The 18,406-nt window shown below is 66.3% G+C and carries 12 protein-coding genes; 8 read left to right on the top strand and 4 right to left on the bottom strand.

Annotated elements, in window-relative coordinates:
• A partial coding sequence (locus H5T77_RS16340) for an N-acetylneuraminate synthase family protein (protein ID WP_366816636.1) occupies positions 1 to 345 on the bottom strand: 345 nt, incomplete at its 3' end.
• 45 nt (positions 346 to 390) lie between these two features.
• Between H5T77_RS16340 and H5T77_RS16345 the strand changes: the two genes are divergently transcribed.
• Positions 391 to 3,459, top strand: a complete 3,069-nt coding sequence (locus H5T77_RS16345; RefSeq protein ID WP_292650973.1) for a LamG domain-containing protein — start codon at positions 391 to 393, stop codon at positions 3,457 to 3,459.
• A 924-nt stretch (positions 3,460 to 4,383) separates the two neighbouring features.
• On the opposite strand, the gene H5T77_RS16350 is transcribed toward H5T77_RS16345, so the two are convergent.
• A complete protein-coding gene (locus H5T77_RS16350; RefSeq protein ID WP_292650974.1) occupies positions 4,384 to 4,743 on the bottom strand; it encodes a hypothetical protein in 360 nt (119 codons plus the stop codon).
• A 2,266-nt stretch (positions 4,744 to 7,009) separates the two neighbouring features.
• Here H5T77_RS16350 and H5T77_RS16355 point away from each other — a divergent pair.
• Both H5T77_RS16355 and H5T77_RS16360 read left to right on the top strand, forming a co-directional pair.
• The gene (locus H5T77_RS16355; protein WP_292650975.1) at positions 7,010 to 10,834 is read left to right on the top strand and encodes a polymorphic toxin-type HINT domain-containing protein; all 3,825 of its coding nucleotides are present in this window, start codon (positions 7,010 to 7,012) and stop codon (positions 10,832 to 10,834) included.
• A gap of 62 nt (positions 10,835 to 10,896) precedes the next feature.
• Positions 10,897 to 11,346, top strand: a complete 450-nt coding sequence (locus H5T77_RS16360; protein ID WP_292650976.1) for a hypothetical protein — start codon at positions 10,897 to 10,899, stop codon at positions 11,344 to 11,346.
• A 325-nt stretch (positions 11,347 to 11,671) separates the two neighbouring features.
• Here H5T77_RS16360 and pseI read toward each other — a convergent pair whose 3' ends face one another.
• Positions 11,672 to 12,727: a pseudaminic acid synthase gene (gene pseI, locus H5T77_RS16365; RefSeq protein WP_292650978.1), complete on the bottom strand. Its 1,056-nt coding sequence runs from the start codon at positions 12,725 to 12,727 to the stop codon at positions 11,672 to 11,674.
• Positions 12,727 to 13,263, bottom strand: a complete 537-nt coding sequence (locus H5T77_RS16370) for a GNAT family N-acetyltransferase (protein WP_292650980.1) — start codon at positions 13,261 to 13,263, stop codon at positions 12,727 to 12,729. Before H5T77_RS16370 ends, pseI begins: the two co-directional genes overlap by 1 nt.
• A 99-nt stretch (positions 13,264 to 13,362) precedes the next feature.
• Between H5T77_RS16370 and H5T77_RS16375 the strand changes: the two genes are divergently transcribed.
• The 5 genes from H5T77_RS16375 (at position 13,363) to H5T77_RS16395 (ending at position 18,171) form a co-directional block, all read left to right on the top strand.
• Positions 13,363 to 13,614: a phosphopantetheine-binding protein gene (locus H5T77_RS16375; RefSeq protein ID WP_179660172.1), complete on the top strand. Its 252-nt coding sequence runs from the start codon at positions 13,363 to 13,365 to the stop codon at positions 13,612 to 13,614.
• Positions 13,611 to 14,837: an AMP-binding protein gene (locus tag H5T77_RS16380; protein ID WP_292650981.1), complete on the top strand. Its 1,227-nt coding sequence runs from the start codon at positions 13,611 to 13,613 to the stop codon at positions 14,835 to 14,837. The genes H5T77_RS16375 and H5T77_RS16380 overlap by 4 nt, the downstream gene beginning before the upstream one ends.
• Positions 14,830 to 15,576, top strand: a complete 747-nt coding sequence (locus H5T77_RS16385; protein WP_292650982.1) for an SDR family NAD(P)-dependent oxidoreductase — start codon at positions 14,830 to 14,832, stop codon at positions 15,574 to 15,576. Before H5T77_RS16380 ends, H5T77_RS16385 begins: the two co-directional genes overlap by 8 nt.
• On the top strand, positions 15,576 to 15,941 hold the full coding sequence (locus H5T77_RS16390; protein ID WP_292650983.1) for a hypothetical protein: 366 nt from the start codon (positions 15,576 to 15,578) through the stop codon (positions 15,939 to 15,941). Before H5T77_RS16385 ends, H5T77_RS16390 begins: the two co-directional genes overlap by 1 nt.
• 184 nt (positions 15,942 to 16,125) lie before the next feature.
• On the top strand, positions 16,126 to 18,171 hold the full coding sequence (locus H5T77_RS16395) for an acyltransferase family protein (protein WP_292650984.1): 2,046 nt from the start codon (positions 16,126 to 16,128) through the stop codon (positions 18,169 to 18,171).
• The last annotated feature ends 235 nt before the right edge of the window (positions 18,172 to 18,406 follow it).

Here is an 18,406-nt window from a genome sequence, read left to right on the forward strand (position 1 = left end):
GAGCGTGATGTGCTTCTCGATCACGCACGCGCCGAGGGCGACGGCCGCGACCGAGGCGCCGATGCCGAGCGTGTGGTCGGAGAGGCCGACGGCGACGTCGAGCGCGTCGCGCAGGACCGGGATACGGCCGAGGTTGGAGGCTTCAGGGGAAGTGGCTGAGCGCCGCCTGCTGGGCCAAGGTCGACGGCCGGGGGTCCGCGCAAGTCGTCGACGGGCTCCTGGCCCTCGACGGCGAACGGGATCTCCACCGTCAACCGTCGCGGCAGTAACAGCGCCAACGGGTCTGACGCGTGGCCGAGGGGGCTGGATGGTGAGTTCATGTCCACGCGTTGGTAACGGCGCCAGACTTTACCTGCGGCAAGATGCCCCTCGGGGTTAGCGTCTGCCTGCTTGGCCGGCTGGGGATCGGAGGAGCTTCATGTCCGATCTGTTGCTATGGAGGCCGGGTTGTTCCGGGTCAATGGTCTTGTCCCTTCCTTGTGTCGTGGTGGTGCGTTCGAGCACGCTCGACGGCTTGTAGCCGGCACGTTGGCACTGGCGTTCGTGTCAGGCCTGCTGGTCGTCGTCGCGGGTGCTGCCGCGCCATCTCGAGCCGTGGCGCAGGCAGCGATCGGTGGTCGTTCGGCGTTGTTGGCGGAGGAATCCGACGCGCAGGCTGAGGCTGAAGCGACTGGTGAGCCCGTCGTGGTGGACTCATTGACCACTCCCAACCAGCTTGTCACTGCGATGCCCGGCGTGGACGGGCTGACCGCGGAGATCACCGCGCTGCCCTCGAGGGTTCGCCGGGAGGGCAAATGGCTCGACGTTGACGAGTCGCTTGAGGTCGACTCCGAGTCGGGGCGCTTGATGCCCGCTGCTGTGCCTGTCTCGTTCTCTGTATCCGCGGATGGGGATGGCCCCCTGGTGGAGATGACCTCGCCCGCGGGCGAGTCGCTGTCGTTGTCGTGGCCGGAGGAGTTTCCGGCGCTGCCTGAGCCAGTCTTGGACGGGAACTTGGCGACCTTTTTCGGAGTGCTGCCGGATGTGGACCTGGTCGTGGGCTCGTATTCGGGCGGCTTCTCGACCTATCTGATTTTGCATACTGCGGAGGCAGCGGCTCTGCCTGAGGTCTCGGAGTTCGGCTTCGACATGGTCACGGATGGGCTCAAGGTTTCGACCGATGACCAGGGCCGGATCAGGGCAGCGAACGATGCCGGGGCGGTGGTGTTTGCCACCCACTTGCCGCAACAGTGGGATGCGGGCGAGCCGTCCCCGATCGAGACGCTGTCGGCTGAGGAGCAGTTCGCGATCGAGCGCCGGAAGCGCGCTGCTGAGGCGACCCAGGAAATTCCGGATTCCAAGAGTGAACTGCGTGAGTTGATCGATGGACCCCCTGGTGCGCGGGTGAGCACCATGGGACTCGAACTAATTCCGGCGGGTGACTCCGGTGCGTCCCGCTCGGGATCTTCCGTCAAGTCGGGTTCGTCGGGGACATGGTCGGGGAACGGCCGGTTGCGGCTGATCCCGGATCGAGCGATGCTGACCGATCCGAGTACCCGCTTTCCGGCTGTTCTGGATCCGAACTTCAACCAGCCTGATGTGATGCCGGAGTGGGCGATGGTGTGGTCCGACGGTCAGGAGTGGTGGGGTGCGCCGGCTGGCGTGAAGCCGAATGTCGGATTTGAGAACTATTCTTCGGCGCCGAAGAAGGCGCGCTCGTTCTACAAGTTCGAGATCGGTGCGCTGGCGGGCAAGCAGATTCTCTCGGCGAAGTTTCTGCATCGGCAGGTTCACTCGCCTGAGCACGCTTGCAACACCTCGGGTGCCGGCATCCAGGTGTGGACGGTCGAAGCTTTCGGGGAGGGTGTGTCCTGGCCAGGACCTGACAAAATTGACTGGCAGGACAATAATTTCCAGGCCCGCGGCCATCGGGACCGCTGCTCGACCAACATCGAGAACGAGTGGGATGTCAAGGCCGGTCTCGTATCTGACTTGAGCCATGGCTATGACCGTATGCGGCTCGGCATGTATGCGCGCGACGAGACGAACGAATTGTCGTGGCGCGACTATTCGGACAGTGGCTCGATCTACCCAAAGTTGATCGTGATCTATAACAGAGCACCGAACGAGCCGTCAAGCCGTAGCGTGCGAAACTCCTCATCGGAGCCGGGTGTCTGGTACGACTCCAAGGCGTGGGTCCGGACCCACTACCCGCGTCTGGTGGCGACGGTGTCTGACCCCGACACAGATGACACGTCGCGTCTTCGGCACGTGATCAAGAACTCTTCGGGGACAACGGTGGTCGCCCATGACTCCTATCTGTATAAATCTGGCACTGAGGTGGCGTGGACGGTCGATAAGTCCCTGCCTGATGGGACCTATTCCTGGACGGTGAGCGGCGAAGACAATCATGGCTTCGAGGGCCCGGCCTACGGTGCGTGGACAATCGTGGTGGACACGAAGAAGCCCGCCCCGCCAACGATCGAGGCGCCCAAGCTCGCCTCCTATGGGTCTGGCGTCAAGCTGAAGATGTACTACCCGTCCTCGACCGCCGCGGACCTCTACAAGGACGTGCGTCAGTACAAGTACGGGTTCTTGACATCGGCGACGCCACTTTCGAAAAGCCCAACGTCGTTGGGAGGTGCCGTAGAAGTGACGCGATCGGGGCACATGGGCCCGGACTGGATCACAGCCACCGCCGCCGATGTCGCAGGGAATGTGTCGGACCCGCGGGTGAAGAAGTTCAAGGTCATGGGGGCTTCGACCTCACACCAGTGGCGACTGGACGGCAATAGCACTGACTCCGCGCCGTCCGATGCGGCTGCGTTGTCGTTGCACGGTTCGCCAACCTACGTCGCCGGTCATGATCAGTCCTATGACCCCGTCGGATCAGGCAGTGTGACCTGGGCCGCCGATGACAAAGCGCTGTCGTTGAACGGGTCCTCGCAGTATGCGACCTCCTCGGGCGAATCGGCCAACTTGGTAAATCTTCACGAAGGTTTCTCGGTATCAGCGTGGGTGAAGCTGGATCCAGCCGGTTATGGCAGGTGGTCGTTGGTGGCGGCATTCCCCGGCGCCAATGACAACTGGGCACGCGCGAGGATGGGCCTCTTCCACGACCAATGGGCATTCTCTTTGAAGACCTCCCCGGGTGGCTGGGTCGACGTTCTCTCTCCGAAGGTGACGCTGGAGCAGGCTACCGGCGGGTGGGTGCATCTGACCGGAGTCTATGAACCGAGTCCGGCGAGGATCCGGCTTTATGTCGATGGTCATGAGGCTGGCTCGGCCGCGATCAACGATCCGGTCGACCAGAACGAGAATGCGCTGACCCCGTTGCTGCTGGGGGCATATCCCAACGGCGGGAGCGCGCCCAGCGCGCTCTTCGATGGCGCCCTGGACGAGGTTCGAGTTTACTCCGGACCACTGGATCCAACTGGCGCCTTCCTGGTTTCTCGCGAGGTCCGGAACACCAGCCCGTAAGCGCCTAGCGGGGCTCTCTGACGCGGATCAATTCCGCGTCAGAGCCCCGCCCGCCGCTTGATTTCTCCGACCAGATTTGACCGGCCTTCCGGGTTCTAGATTCAGGACGAACGCTGTGAACATCGCCCAACCGACCATTGCCCGCCGAAACCAGTTCCGTCGTGCCCTGCAGACGCTCGTCACCACGGGTGTGGCGGCGGCGGTGATTGCTGGCTTGTCGGCGGGGCCGGTGCCGTACGAAGCGCCTGCGCTGGCAGCCGACGAGATCGTTTGTGGAGATGAGGACGGCCAGTCCCAGCGCGCCACGACCTACGATGCCCCGTGTCTTGAACCCGAGTCGACGGATGCCGTCACAGCCGCCGACCCGGGGGCCGTTGACATCCCGGTCGAAGAGGAAGACCCCGCCCCTGTCGAGGGCACGGACCCGGCAGCGGGCGCGACAACGGGCACCGAGACGCTGACGATGGAGGTGGCTCCGACCGAGACCGACGCCAAGTCGGTTCAGGCCGGTGAGTTGCCCGTATGGATCTCGGCAACCGGTGAGGCCACCGAGCAGACCACGGACGAGCCAACCGACAATGCGACTGCAACGGCCAGCGAGTCCGCGGCAGCGCCTGCGAAGAAGACTTTGGCGAAGACCAAGGTGGCAGTAGACGTCGTGGCTGGGAAGCGTGCGAAGGAGGCTCGGAAGGCTGCAGGGACATGGGGCCCGGTGGTCCACCTCGCCGCCGAAGACTCCGCGAGCGTCACCAGCGAGTCGGGCGAACGCAGCCGGTCGGATGCGGCTGTGTCGGGGCTCGAGGTTGCAATCGATGTCTCGGAGTACATCGGCAAGAACGCTCCTGCCGGTGGCGGTTGGGAGAACCGCCTGCGGCTGGTTGCCTATCCGGCTTGCGTGCTGGAGACGCCGAAGGCCAAGAAGTGTCAGCAGGGCGTCTGGTTGGAGACCGGCCGAGACTCGAAGGGCCGCCTGGTCGCCACTGTTCCCGCGGAGACGTCCGAGGACGACACCGACGAGAGCGCCAGTGGGAAGACCACGGATGCGGTCGCGTTGGCGTCGGCGGCTGACGCAGTGGTGATGACGGTCTCGGAGCCGAGCGGTGATGGCGGCGACTGGAAGGCATCGTCGCTGGGGCCAGCCTCGACGTGGTCGGCGGGCGGTTCAGCCGGCTCGTTCACGTGGTCGTATCCGTTGCGGACTCCGCCGGTCGCCTCGGGCATGGCACCCACGCTGGCGTTGTCGTATGACTCGGGCTCGGTCGACGGGGTGATCGGGTCGAGCAACGTGCAAGCTTCATGGGCCGGCCTTGGGTGGGACCTGCCTGCAGGCTTCCTGGAACGGACCTATGTGCCATGTGCGGACGATCGAGGCGACTTCGAGTCCAAGAGTGCGAATAACGCTGGGCGTCAGACTGGGGACCAGTGCTGGCGTGGCGAGGTTCTGAACCTGTCAGGCGGCGCGCACGCGGGCGAGCTGGTCAGCGTCGGGGCAGGCAAGTTCAAGTTGCGAAACGACGACGGGTCCACGATCACTCGGCGCGGCGTAAAGGGTGGTGCGAACGAGCACTTCGAGCTCACCACGACTGACGGCACGACCTATGTGTTCGGTCAGGTCGCTGACGGGGAGGGGCCTGGGGCCTCGTGGCGGATGCCGGTCTATGGCAACCACGCTGGTGAACCGGGCCATGACACGACTTTCGCGGCCTCGAGCAGTGAGGTCGTATGGCGATGGAACCTGTGGCAGGTCATCGACCCGCGCGGGAACACGATGACCTACCACTGGGCGACTGAGCGCAACCGCTACCGGGCCAACACCAATACCGGCGCGGTTCCGGAGGAAGAACGCGGCGGGACAGCGGCCGGGTATGACCGTGGCGGGTACCTGACCAAGATCACCTACGGCACCCGCACCGGCTCGACGGGAGCGTCCGCTGCCCGGGTGATCTTCGATGTGGCCGAGCGCTGCCGGGGCTCCTACGACTGCAGCGAGGCCACCGGCGCGGCGCTGTCGGGTGCGAACGCGAATCAGTGGCCCGACGTCCCCTTCGACCTGGTCTGCGCCAGCGGCGCAGAATGCAAGAGCGAGACGCAGTCGTGGCCGTCGTTTTTCTCGACCAAGCGACTTGCGCGGGTCCGCACCGAGACCAACACCGGCACCGCCGGTGTACCGAATTTCGTTCCGGTCGATGAGTACGGTCTGACCCACGGGTTTCCCAAGAAGCAGGACCCGCGCGATGAGGTGACCCTCTGGCTCTCGAAGATCACACATCGGTCCGGGCACGCCACGCCGGGCCAGGGCGCACTCGCGGGGTCCGTCTCGCTCGGCGCGACCCATCTGAACAATCGGGTCGACCCCGGCACGACTGCCGGCCCTCCGATGTACCGACCCCGCGTCGACACAATCGTGGACGAGCTCGGCGCACTGACCGGGATCACCTACTCCGGTCACGGCTGTGTTATCGACGGTGTCTACCCAGACCCCGCCAACAACCACCGGCGCTGTTTCCCCTCCGAGGCGGCCTACGACAGTCTTCCTGAGTCCAAACACTGGTTCCACAAGTACGTCGCCACCCAGGTCTCGCAAGACCCCGGCATCGGCGCGACGGTGCGTACGACCTACACCTACGGTGACGAGGGTGGCAACGACGGTGCTTGGGCCAAGTCCGATGATCCTTCGGTGCTGGACCGCAAGCGTCGTTGGACGCAATGGCGTGGCTACGCCGAGGTCACCACACGCGTCGGGGACCCTGATGCCGATCCGACCGGACACCCGCGTACTAGGACAGTGACGACCTACCACCGTGGCCTTGGGCCGGGCGGCCAGGGTCTTGATCCAGACGCGCGTCCCCTTGCGGGCCGCGTGCTGAAGGTGGACACGTACGCAGGGGCGAACTTGGTCAAGTCGGTAGCGACCGACTACACGGTCAAGTTGTGGAGCCCGGTTGCAGCCGACGGTAACCGGGTCCCCCGTCGGGTCGATGTGAGCAAGACGGCGACGACAACCCCTCGTGCCACCGCTGATGGTGGCGGCACCCAGCACGTGGATGTCGCCATCGGCTACGACGGTGCCGGCCGTGAGGTGAAGCGCAACGACTACGCCTACACCAAGACGAGCGCCTCCGCAGGTCCCGTGACGCTGGACCGGACGTGCCTGTACACGACTTACCCGAGGGATCTGGCCGCGCCGGCTGAGGGGCTGACGTCATACCCCTCGCAGTCCAGGCTCGCCAACGGCGCCTGTGCCGCGGCGCCCCCGTCGGCCACGGATCTGCTCGAGGGAACTCAGTGGGCCTACGACGGAATGTCGGTTGGTGCGGAGCCGACCAAGGGTCTGGTCACCGCGTCCAAGACGCTCGACCACACCGGCGAGAACGGGTCCGGGCCGATTGGTTGGGTCACGACTGGCACCAGCACCTACGACGCATATGGGCGCGTCGAGAAGGTGACAGATGCCGACGGCAACGCCACGACCACCAACTACGTCCCCAGCGATGGCCGCTCCGCCACCACCGTGACGTCAACGAGCGCGGACCCCGACGGCTCTGGCCCGTTGACCGCGCACGAGACCTCGACGATCAACGACCCCAAGTGGGCCTTGCCGACCAAGTCGGTTGCCCCGAGCGGAGCCGTCACGACCGCGGACTACGACTCGCAAGGCCGCCTGGCGTCGGTGACGATGCCCGGCAACACGACAGGCACCCCAGATCTTGCCTACGCCTACCAGGTGAGGGGAACCGGGTCGAAGGTCAATGCGATCACCACCAAGACGCTGACCGGCACCGCCAGTGATCCGGAGCAGTTGACCAGCGTATCGATCTTCGACTCCCTCGGTCGTCCCGTTCAGACACAAGGGGAGACCCGCTGGACGAATGCCGACAACACCGTCGCGAAGGGCCGCGTCATCAGCGTGACGGGCTACGACTCGGTCGGCCGGGTCTCCGATGTCGACAACCAGATCCTTGCCGGCGGCATCCCCACGGCCACCTTCGTCCAGTCCCAGACGGCGGCACCCGAGCATGTGACCACGACCTACGACGGCGCCTCCAGACCGTTGACCCAGAAGACGACATGGGGCAGCACCACCCAGTCTCCGGTCACCCGCTATGCCTACGACGGGAACCTGACCCACACCACCCCGCCCGACGGCGCCGTGGCTACGACGACCGTGGCCGATGCACGAGGTCGGACCGCCCAGACCTGGCGCCACACCGATGGCACCCCAGCCAGCGATGCGAGTGATGCGACCAAGGTCGTGACTCGCTACTCGTATACCCCGACGGGGCTGTTGAAGACCGTCAAGGACGAGAAGAACAACACCTGGGCGTATGACTACGACCAGCGAGGGCGCCGGATCGCGACCAGTGACCCCGACGCCGGGGACTCCACCACGGTCTACGACCAGCTCGGACGGGTCTACCAGGCCACCGACGGCAACGGTGACACGCTCACCTCGACCTATGACGACCTGAGCCGCCAGACCGGACTGTACGAAACGAACAGCGACGGCAGCCGCGGGGATCAGATCTCCGGGTGGGGTTACGACACTCTGAAGAAGGGCCTGCCGACCAGCTCGACGAAGTACAAGGACAACGAGCCGGTCCATGTCGCCAAGGTCAACGCTTACGACGCGGCGGGGCGCCCGACCAGCACTCAGACCGAGCTGAGGGCCACTGAGGGTCTGATTCCTGCCGGCCTGGCTGGGACCTACAAGGCCAACCAGGCCTACCGTGGCGACGGGCTCCCGACCTCGACCTCTTACTTCCCGGTGGCGTCAGGGGGCACTCAGGTTCTGGCCGCCGAGAAACTGACCACTGAATACGACAGCCTCGGTCGAGAGATCCGGTTGGGCGGGTCGATGGGCCAGTACGTCGTCGGCACCGCCTGGTCGGCCTACGGCCAGATCGACCAGCTCGCACTCGGCAACACCTACGGCACGATCTCGTGGCAGTCCTACAAGTATGAGATCGGGTCCGGTCGCATGACCGAGGCACAGTACGACCGGCAGACCCGTCCCGAACTCGACCAGCAGCTGACGTACACCTACGACACGGCCGGGAACACCAAGAGCGTCCGGACTGACCGGCAGGCCAACGACGCAGCCGACACGTTGTGGCAAGAGACCGAGTGCTTCAACTACGACGGTCTCGCCCGCCTCAAGACCGCATGGTCGAGCAACTCCCAGATCTGCGGTGTGACCATGCCCGCGAGCGTGGATCTGCCGGCGGGGCATGGCTACGCGGCGAGCTTCGAGTTCGAGGACGCGACGTTCAACCGGACCTCGCAGGTCTATCGGACCAACGCGGGTGAGGCCACCGCGACGTATAACTACCCGACCTCCGCGACAGCGGGGCCGGTGCACGCGCCGTCGACGGTGAGCGTGTCCTCGACGGGTACCGCAGATCCGGCGGTGGCCGGGATCGCGGGGTCGTACTCCTACAGCCCGGCCGGGCAGATGCTGACCCGGCCGACGCCTGCGACCGGTGACAGCACCGATCAGGCGCTTGCCTGGGATGTCGAGCATCACTTGGCGGGGGTGGATGGCCCGGATGCTGCTGAGGGTGGGGATCAGTCCGGGTTCTACGACACGACTGGTGCCCGGGTGATCCGCAAGGTCACCACCGGGTCCGGTGAGGCGGCCAAGACGGTCACGACGGTCTATCTGCCCGGCGGTCTCGAGCTCATCCATGACACGAGCAAGTCCGCTGTCGATGCCCGGCGTACGTATGTGTTCGTGGGGCGGACGGTCGCGACTCGGACGGGTAATGATCCGGCGGATGTGACCACGTGGGGGATGGACTACCAGGGGACGCCGGAGTACGGCATCGCGAATGCTGAGGACGCGACCGCGACCGGGATGGTCGAGACGAGCCCGCAGCGTCGCAACCGTCCCTTTGGCGGTGACCGCGGGGTACTGCCGGAGGAGAAGAACTTCCCGGGTGACATCGGGTTCGTGGGTTCGACCCGGGATGATGACGCCGGGATCCTCCACGTCGGCGCCCGCCCGTATGACCCCTATCTGGGGATCTTCTTGACGGTCGACCCGATCGTGGATCCGGCCAGCCCTGGTTCGCTGAATGCCTATAACTATGCGAATCAGAATCCGATCACGTTCAGTGATCCCACTGGTCTGATCGTGTGGGACGGGGAGCGCGAACGACCGGATGTGACTCGTCCCTTCGTGCCCGGCGGCGGAGGCGGGGACACGCCGCCACCGCCGAAACCGGAGGTGGTGACTGTGACAGTCCCGGTCGCGGTTCAAGGCGACATCGAGCGGATTGCCGACGTTCAGAAGATCAAGCATCCGGAGCTCACCAATGCGGGTGCCGAGGCGATGGCCATCGACCACTATCTGGCCGCCTACGGAGAGTCGGCGAACGCGGACACGCAAGGGTTGAAGGTCTACGGGTGTCTGGTGCACGGGATCCGCTGCGGAGATGGATCGATTCCCGAAGAGCTTCAGATCGCGTTCAAGTTACTTGTCTTCGACCCGGAGGCATGTACGAGCGGCGGTGTCGCAAGTTGCTCTTTCGAGATCGTGACCGCGCTGCCGACCCCGGTCAAGGGTCTGAAGGCCGTCAAGATCGGCAAGTACTCCGACGAGTTCACTGACGCCACAAAAACAGCATGTTCCTTCAGCGGCACCACACTCGTCCTGATGGCCGACGGGTCGACGAAGCCGATCGAGGACATCGAACCGGGCGAAAAGGTCATGGCCACTGACCCCAAGACGGGAAAGAAGGTTGCCAGGACTGTCCTGAACGTCTGGGTCCACTGGGACACCCTGACTGACCTCGTGCTGGAGGGCGGTGGTGTTCTGACGACCACGGAGGACCACCCGTACTGGTCGGTCGATGAACAGAAGTGGAACCGGGCCGACGAACTTGGACCGGGCGAGCGGATGCTTAGCGCCAGCGGCGCGACTGTGCGCGCCGAAGGGATGCGTTGGGTCACGAGCCGTTCCGCTGTGGCGTATAACCTGAACGTTGAAGGAATCCACACCTTCCATGTCGGCATCGACGAGATCCTGGTTCACAACAGCGATACTTGCGACGTCGTCAATTGGTCGGCGAAGAGTGTGAAGACGTTCGGCCACACTTTCAGTGATCACGGAGCTGGAGCGAAACGGACACGGGCTTTGACAGACCGAGCGCGAACGACAGGTAACGACCAAGGGCAATGGCTCGACAACGATGCGGCAGCGGAGTTCCTGAAAAATGTTCACGTTGAGGGAGCAGGGCCCCACTCAGTCCGATTGCCCGCAGGTATGGGTCAGGTGATTCGACCTGACGGCTCGATTGTCGAGGCCACTGCTGTCTTGGTGGTGCCGAGACCGGGTGGCGTCCTCAAGACCGCCTACCCTGTGGTGGGGCCATGACGAGGGGCTTCCGAGTTTCCTTTCGGCCTGGAACTCCTACCGCTGGGCAGCGGGAGGAAGCGATGGCACTTGTCGTCGAGGACGACCCATTCGCAGTTACGATCGCTGCTTGTGGGGTATTGGCTGCTGCCGCGGGTTCCGAGTTCTGCATCGAGGGCTTCGGTCGAAAGCAGTGGCCCGTCGATGTGGCGTACGATCTCTCCACCTTTCTCGAGGCCACCCCGGATCTGATGGCGTCTGTCCGAGAGGGTCAAGTCGGAGAGGTCGACCTCTATGGGCAGGGAGTCGAGTGCCAATTGAGCTTCGGCGGTGGTGATCCGGTTGAGGTTCGTTGTGTCTCGCAGTCCGGTTGGCAACCTGCCCCTGAACACGAGGTCGAACACGTTACACGTGAAGAGTTGATCAGGATGTTGACTGATCTAGTCCGAGACACGGCTCAAGCAGTTGCTGTGGTTGCACCAAGCCTCGCACGGCGAGAGCCGTTCAGGGCGTGGAGCAAGGGGATAGTGTGAATGGCCGATGGCCAAGTTTCAGTGTGTTTGTGGCTACATGATTCGTACCAGCGGCGACATTCCACACCCGTATCAGTGGAACTTGCTTAAGGATCAGACATTCGACGAACTCGCCGAGGTTGCGGATGTTGACAGGCTGTATATGGACGCGACGGTGATGTTCAGGTGTCCACGAAGTGGGCACCTGTGGATCTACTGGGATGGCCTCGACGCTTCGCCGACTCTGTACTCGCCAGCGAAGGGTCCTTGGTTGCCAGACTGAGCACCGTGGCACCCCGGTCGCCGGTCATGCCGAATCCAGAATGAGTTGGCGGAAGCGAGATGATCAGACGAGGTCCCAGCTGAGCGGTGTGCCGGCGGAGGTGTCCTTGGTGAAGGTGCGGCCGAGGACGATGTCGATGTCGGCTGGTGGCAGCCCGTCGGCGGGGCGGACGGAGCGTACGTTGTCCGGGCCGACCTTCTCTCCGGCGCGTACGTCGCGGGTGACGAAGAGGGAGCGGCGGAAGCGGAGCCCTTCGCGCTCGACAGTCTTCGGGCCGATCCGGGCCTCGCCGAGAGCCTGCCAGGCGATCTTGGTCTCGCGGACGAGCGAGGCGAACTCGTGTGGCTCCAGGGAGAAGTCGGAGTCGACGGCGCCGTCCTGGCGCGAGAGCGTGATGTGCTTCTCGATCACGCACGCGCCGAGGGCGACGGCCGCGACCGAGGCGCCGATGCCGAGCGTGTGGTCGGAGAGGCCGACGGCGACGTCGAGCGCGTCGCGCAGGACCGGGATGCCGCGGAGGTTGGACGCCTCCGGAGGGGCCGGGTAGGAGGCGGTGCAGGCAAGGACGACGAGGTCGTCGTTGCCGGTCGCCCGTGCCGTACGCACCGCCGCATCGATCTCGGCGAGTGTCGCCGTGCCGGTGGAGATGATCGTCGGCAGCCCGGCCTCGGCGATCGCCCGGACCAGCGGCAGGTCGGTGATCTCGGAGGAGGCCGACTTCAGCATCGGGACGCCGAGGTCGACCAGGAAGTCGACCGCGGTCGGGTCGAAGGCGGCGCTGAACGGCACCATCCCGAGCTCGCTCGCCAGGGCGAAGATCGGCTCGTGCCACTCCCACGGCGTGTGCGCCTCCTCGTAGAGCTCGTGGAGGCGGCGGTTGGGCCACAGCGGGTGGTCGGCCGAGAGCCGGAACGCGGGGGTGTCGACGTCCAGGGTGATGGTGTCGGCGGTGTAGGTCTGGATCTTGAGCGCGTGCGCGCCGGCCTCGCCCGCGGCCCGCACGATGTCGAGCGCCCGCTCCAGGTCGCCGCCGTGGTTGCCGGACATCTCCGCGATCACGAACGGCTCGTGGCCGGGGCCGATCGTGCGGTCCCCGACGGTGATCTCGTGGTGGGTCATCACTGCTCCTTGCCAGAACGTCGGGTGGGTCGGTCGTCGCGGTGCAGCCGGACCGGGATCGCGGTCACCGAGCTGTCGCCGACGGTCTGCTCATAGGGTTCGCCCTCGGTGAAGCCGAGGCGGCGGTTCATCGTGCGAACCGACTCGTTGTGGGGGAGCACCTCGCCCTCCAGGACGTCGAGGTCGAGCCCGTCCGGCTCGGGGGCGAAGGCGTACGCCACGGCCTCGCGCATGATCTTGGTCCACGCCATCAGCGTGGTGCCGTCGGCGGTGGTGCCGTCGTGGTCGAGATAGAAACCCCACGAGGCGGTCCTCGCCTTCGGGTCGTGGTCGAAGAAGCTCACCACGCCGAGGGGTCGGGCGGCGTACTCGAACATCAGCACGCGGCGCGACGGGTCCTGGGCGACCCGGGACCACCAGGCGGCGTGCTCCTCGGCGGTGATCAGATGCTGGTTGATGCTCACCGAGCGGTTCGCGTCCTGGTTGCGCCAGGCCAGCATGTTCGACAGGTCGGCGTCTGTCGCCGGTCTCAACATCGGTCTCCTCAGACGTCATGGGAATGCGCGCTCACGTTACTCGCACGTTCCGGACCGGAGAGGTTTTCCTCGCCGGGCGTCACGATATGGTCCGAGGCCATGGAGACTCTTGACCGACCGGCGGTCCGCAAGCTCATGGGTGAGGTGCTGGCCGTGCAGGGGAAGACCCTTCCGGACGACGACGCCGCGAAGCTGGCCGACATCGGGTTCCGCTCCCTCGATTTCTCCGAGCTCGCGCTCCGGGTCGAGGACGAGATCGGGGACGAGCTCAACTTCGAGGCGGCCGGACTTCGTTCGATCGAGACGATCGGCGATGTGCTCGACCTGCTCGTGGAGATCCAGGGGCAGTGATCGGCGACAACCTCGTCATCGACGCCGGGACCGGTCGTCGGGCGACGTGGGGTGAGCTCGCGCAGCGGTCCGCCGGGCCGCGGCTGACGCCGACGGCCTACGCGGTCGAGCGCAGCATCGATGCGCTGACCGCGGTCGCCGGACTGGCCGACGGCGGCGAGCTGCTCGTCGTCTCCTCCGGGCGGCTCGACGAGTCGCTCGCCGAGGAGCTGCGTACGGCAGGGTTCGACCTCGCCGCTTCCGGTGACGTGCAGGCGGCGATAACTCCACGCCCGGCCGAGGACGGCCGGGTCTGGCTCCTCACCTCCGGGTCGACCGGCCGGCCCAAGCGGGTCGGTCACACCCTCGAGTCGCTCTCGACCGTGACCGGCGAGCTGGCTCCCCGCACCTGGCTCTGCCCCTATTCGCCCGGGACGTACGCGTGGTGGCAGGTGATCACCCTGGGACTCGGCGTGCCCGGCCAGGACCTGGTCCTCGTCGACCCGGCCGACCTGGACGACTGGGTGGCACCCGCGCTCGAGCACGGCGTCACCGCGGTCTCAGGCACGCCGACGTTCTGGCGACGGACGCTCATGCGTCACGGCGCAGAGCTGCAGAAGCTGCCGCTCGAGCAGGTCACGCTCGGCGGTGAGCCGGTCGACCAGGCCGTGTTGTCGCAGGTCAGCGAGGCGTTTCCGGAGGCTCGCGTGTCCTGGATCTACGCCTCCTCCGAGGTCGGCGCCTCGATCGTCGTCCACGACGGCCGCGCCGGGTTCCCGGAGGAGTGGCTCGACCGCGACGTCCCTGGCCGGCCGCGCCTGGCGGTCGTCGACGGCGAGCTGGTGATCACCTCGCCGCACCACGGCACGGACGCCTCGGGCGCCGAGATGACGGGAGCCGTACGCACCGGCGACGCCGCTCGCATCGAGGACGGTCGGGTGCTGGTCACCGGCCGCCTGGACCGCGACGAGCTCAACGTCGGCGGCTCGAAGGTGTCTGCCGGCGCCGTACGCGACCTGCTGCAGTCCCACCCCGAGGTGGCCTGGGCGGCTGTGCGGGGGCGGAAGGCTCCGCTCGTCGGCACCATGGTCGTCGCCGAGGTGGTCGCCGGTCAGGGCGTGGGCGTGACCGCCGACGACCTGACGCGTTGGGCTGCAGAGCGGCTGCCCGAGTACGCCGTGCCCAGGCGCATCAAGATGCTTGACGAGATACCGGCCAAGGAGACGCTGAAGAGCGATGTCTGATTTCGAACCCGTCCCGCCTGCCTCCGTCGTGCTCGTCTCCGGCGCCTCGCGGGGCCTCGGCCTCGCGATCGTCGCCGACCTGCTCGAGCGCGGCGTGAAGGTCGCGGCCTTCGCGCGCACGGTGACCCCCGAGCTCGAGGCGCTCGCCTCGAAATACCCCGAGGAGACCCACTTCGGCTCGGTCGACGTGACCGACGAGAAGGCCACCCAGGCCTTCGTCAGGGAGGTCGAGGCCGAGCTTGGTGTCGTCGACGGTCTGGTCAACAACGCTGCCATCGGGCAGGACTCGCTGCACGTGCACACCTCTGCCGACCGGATCGCCCAGATCATCGAGACCAACCTGACCGCGCCGCTGGTGCTGACCAGGTTCGTGCTGCGTCGTCTGCTCGGCAAGGGCCGCAAGGGCCGGGTCGTCAACGTGACCTCGATCTGCGGCCAGCGCGGCTATCCCGGGCTGGTGGCCTATTCCGCCACCAAGGGCGGCCTCGACGCGGCGACCCGCTCGTTGGCCCGCGAGTTCGGTGGCCGGGTGCTGGCCAACGCGGTCGCCCCCGGGTTCTTCGCCTCGGAGATGTCGGCAGTGCTCGGTTCGACCCAGCTCGACTCGATCCTGCGGCGGACCCCCTCGGGTGCGATGACCACACCGGAGGACGTCGTCCCGACCGTACGGATGCTCCTGCTCGAGCAGACCAACATCAACGGACAGTCGATCGTCATCGACGGCGGCGGCTCGATCTGATGCCTGCTGGCCAGCTCAGCGTCGGCAGCGACGCCGAGCTCGCGGGCTATCGCGCTCGAAGCCACCTCCACGACGGCCGGGTGGTCGCCTGGACGGGCTCCTACGACGTCTCGGTGGCCGTCGATGCGGAGGTGGAACGTGCCGTCCCTGCCGCTCTGGCGGAACGGTTCGGGACCGACCGGTTCTGGGAGCGATGGACCCGGGCCGAGTGCGTCGCGAAGCTCACCGGCCGAGGTGTCGTCGATCTGCTCGAACTGCTCGATCTGATGGACTCGGCGGGGGCCGGTGATGCCGACGCGGACGTTCGGTTGAGCACCGTGCGGCTCCCGGGAGGGATCGTGGTGTCGATCGGCCTGCGGTGCTGAAGGGGCACGTGCTTTGGTGAAAGAAACTTTTCTTTCACGGAGGAGACGTACGGCGGCTGGGCCGGGTCTTGGTGGCTGACCGGCGACTACGTACGTCGGTGGTACGCGCAACGGAGGCCGGAGCCGCCGAGGTGGCGAAGCCGCGAGTTTCCGGTCAGTTCACGAACTCGCCATAATCCTCCGGGTGATTCGCACCGAGATCCAGGCGCTGAGGGCGTTCGCCGTCTGCGCTGTCGTCTTGTTCCACCTGTGGCCCAACCGACTGCCCGGGGGTTACATCGGCGTCGACGTCTTCTTCGTCATCTCGGGGTTCCTGATCACCTCCCACCTGCTGCGCAGCCAGGAGAAGGGGCGGCTGAGCCTGGCCGACTTCTGGGCCAAGCGTGCGCGCCGGCTGCTGCCGGCGGCGTACCTGGTCCTTGCGGTCACCGCGATCGCGACGCTGCTGTGGGTCCCCAAGGTGCAGTGGCAGACGTTCTTCCTGGAGATCGGCGCGGCCGCGATCTACGTCGAGAACTGGGAGCTCGCGCGCAACTCCGTCGACTATCTGGCCGCACAGCACGCGGCCTCGCCGGTCCAGCACTACTGGACGCTCTCGGGTGAGGAGCAGTTCTACCTGATCTGGCCGCTGCTGGTGCTGCTCGCCGCCTGGATCGCTGCCCGCAGCGGGGCCAATCCGCGCCGGACCACCGCCATCGTCCTCGGCGTCGTCACGGCTGCCTCGCTCGCCTTCTCGCTCTGGTGGACCGTCGTCTCGCCGGAGACCGCCTACTTCATCACCCCGGCGCGGGCCTGGGAGTTCGGGCTGGGCGCGATGCTCGCCTTCGTGCCCGTGCTCGCCGGCCGCGACGCCCTGCGGTCGCTGCTCTCGTGGATCTCCCTGGCCGTGCTGACCGTGAGCTGCTTCGTGCTCGGCCCGACGACGCCGATGCCGGGCGTCGCCGCGGTCGTGGTCTGCGTCGCCACCGCCGCCCTGATCTGGGCCGGCAACCCGAGCTCCGCCTGGTCGCCGACCCGCATCGGTGACCTCAAGCCGTTCCAGTGGCTCGGCGAGATCTCCTACTCCCTCTACCTGTGGCACTGGCCGCTGATCATCCTGACGCCGTACGCCATCGGCGTCGACCACCTCGGTCTCCTCGAGCGGGTCCTGATCGGCGCTGCCTCCGTCCTGCTGGCAGTGGCGACCAAGCACTGGGTCGAAGACCCGGTCCGTACGCATCGCAAGCTCGTCCACCACCCCGGCCGCAGCCTGGTCGCGACCGGCGTCGCCGCGGTCCTCCTCGTCGGTGCCAGCGGCACCGGCTGGGGCTACGTCGAGAAGCAGAACCGCGAGGACGCCGAGCTCGCCGCCGCGATCACCGAGGACGCGCCGCGCTGCTTCGGCGCGGCCTCCCGGGCGCCGGGCGCGAAGGACTGCCCCAACCCTGAGCTCGACGACGTGCTGATCCCGACCGCTGCCGGCGTACGCGAGGACTGGCCGGACTACCCCGGCTGCGACGAGCAGCTGCTGCGACGTCCGCTGGAAGGCTGCGCGGTCGGCGAGCGGCGGGCCGATCGGCCCCACATCGCCGTGATCGGCGACTCGCACAGTCGGGTGCTGATGGCGTCGTTGGAGACCTTGGCCGACCGAGGCATGCTCTCGGCCGAGCTGTTCTGGGGCAGCGGCTGCTCGTGGACCGCCGGTGAGCCGTACGTGAAGACCACCGAGTTCAAGGACCGGTGCCGCTCGCTCAAGACGGACCTCGACGCCAAGCTGAAGAAGGACGCCGACGACTACGACTTCGTGATGACCACGGCGTGGTCGAAGCTGATCACGGGGCCGAAGGCCGAGCGGGTCAAGGCCGTCAGGAGCGCCTGGAAGCCGGTGCTGAAGCAGGGCGTTCCGGTCGTCGCGGTGCGCGACAACCCCACCTCGGGTGCGACCCGTGAGGACCAGCCGGCGTGCGTGGAGGAGGCCGGCGTCGCGAGGGCCAACGAGGAGTGCAGCCTGGACCGGCACAAGTCCTACGACTCGATCTTCGACCCGTTCGGCCCGGCCGTGAAGCAGTCCGAAGGCGCCCACCTCATCGACCTCACCGACTTCTACTGCGACAAGGACAAGTGCCCCGCCGTGATCGGCGGCGTCAACGTCTACCGCGACCGCGACCACATCTCGGTGACCTACGCCGAGACCCTCGCGCCGTACATCTGGCGGGAGCTGCGGGCGTTCGGTCTGGTCGAGCGCCGCTGAGCCGACCGCCGAAGCACCGGTTGAGTGACTGGTGTGGTCACTGGTCCAGACCGGACTTTTGCAGTTCCATGACTGTTAAGCGCAAATATATTGCGGTTTCGTGACAGGTTCCCAGATCGGCCATTTTTGGTCTCGACGGGGTCCGGCGGCGGTTATTCTTTACCCGTTCGCATTGTTCGGGCCTGGGGGCGCCTGACCAATCTCGTGGTGCGAATCGGTCGGTGACACAGGTGTC

It is taken from the genome of Nocardioides sp. (assembly GCF_014360585.1).
Lineage (GTDB): Bacteria > Actinomycetota > Actinomycetes > Propionibacteriales > Nocardioidaceae > Nocardioides.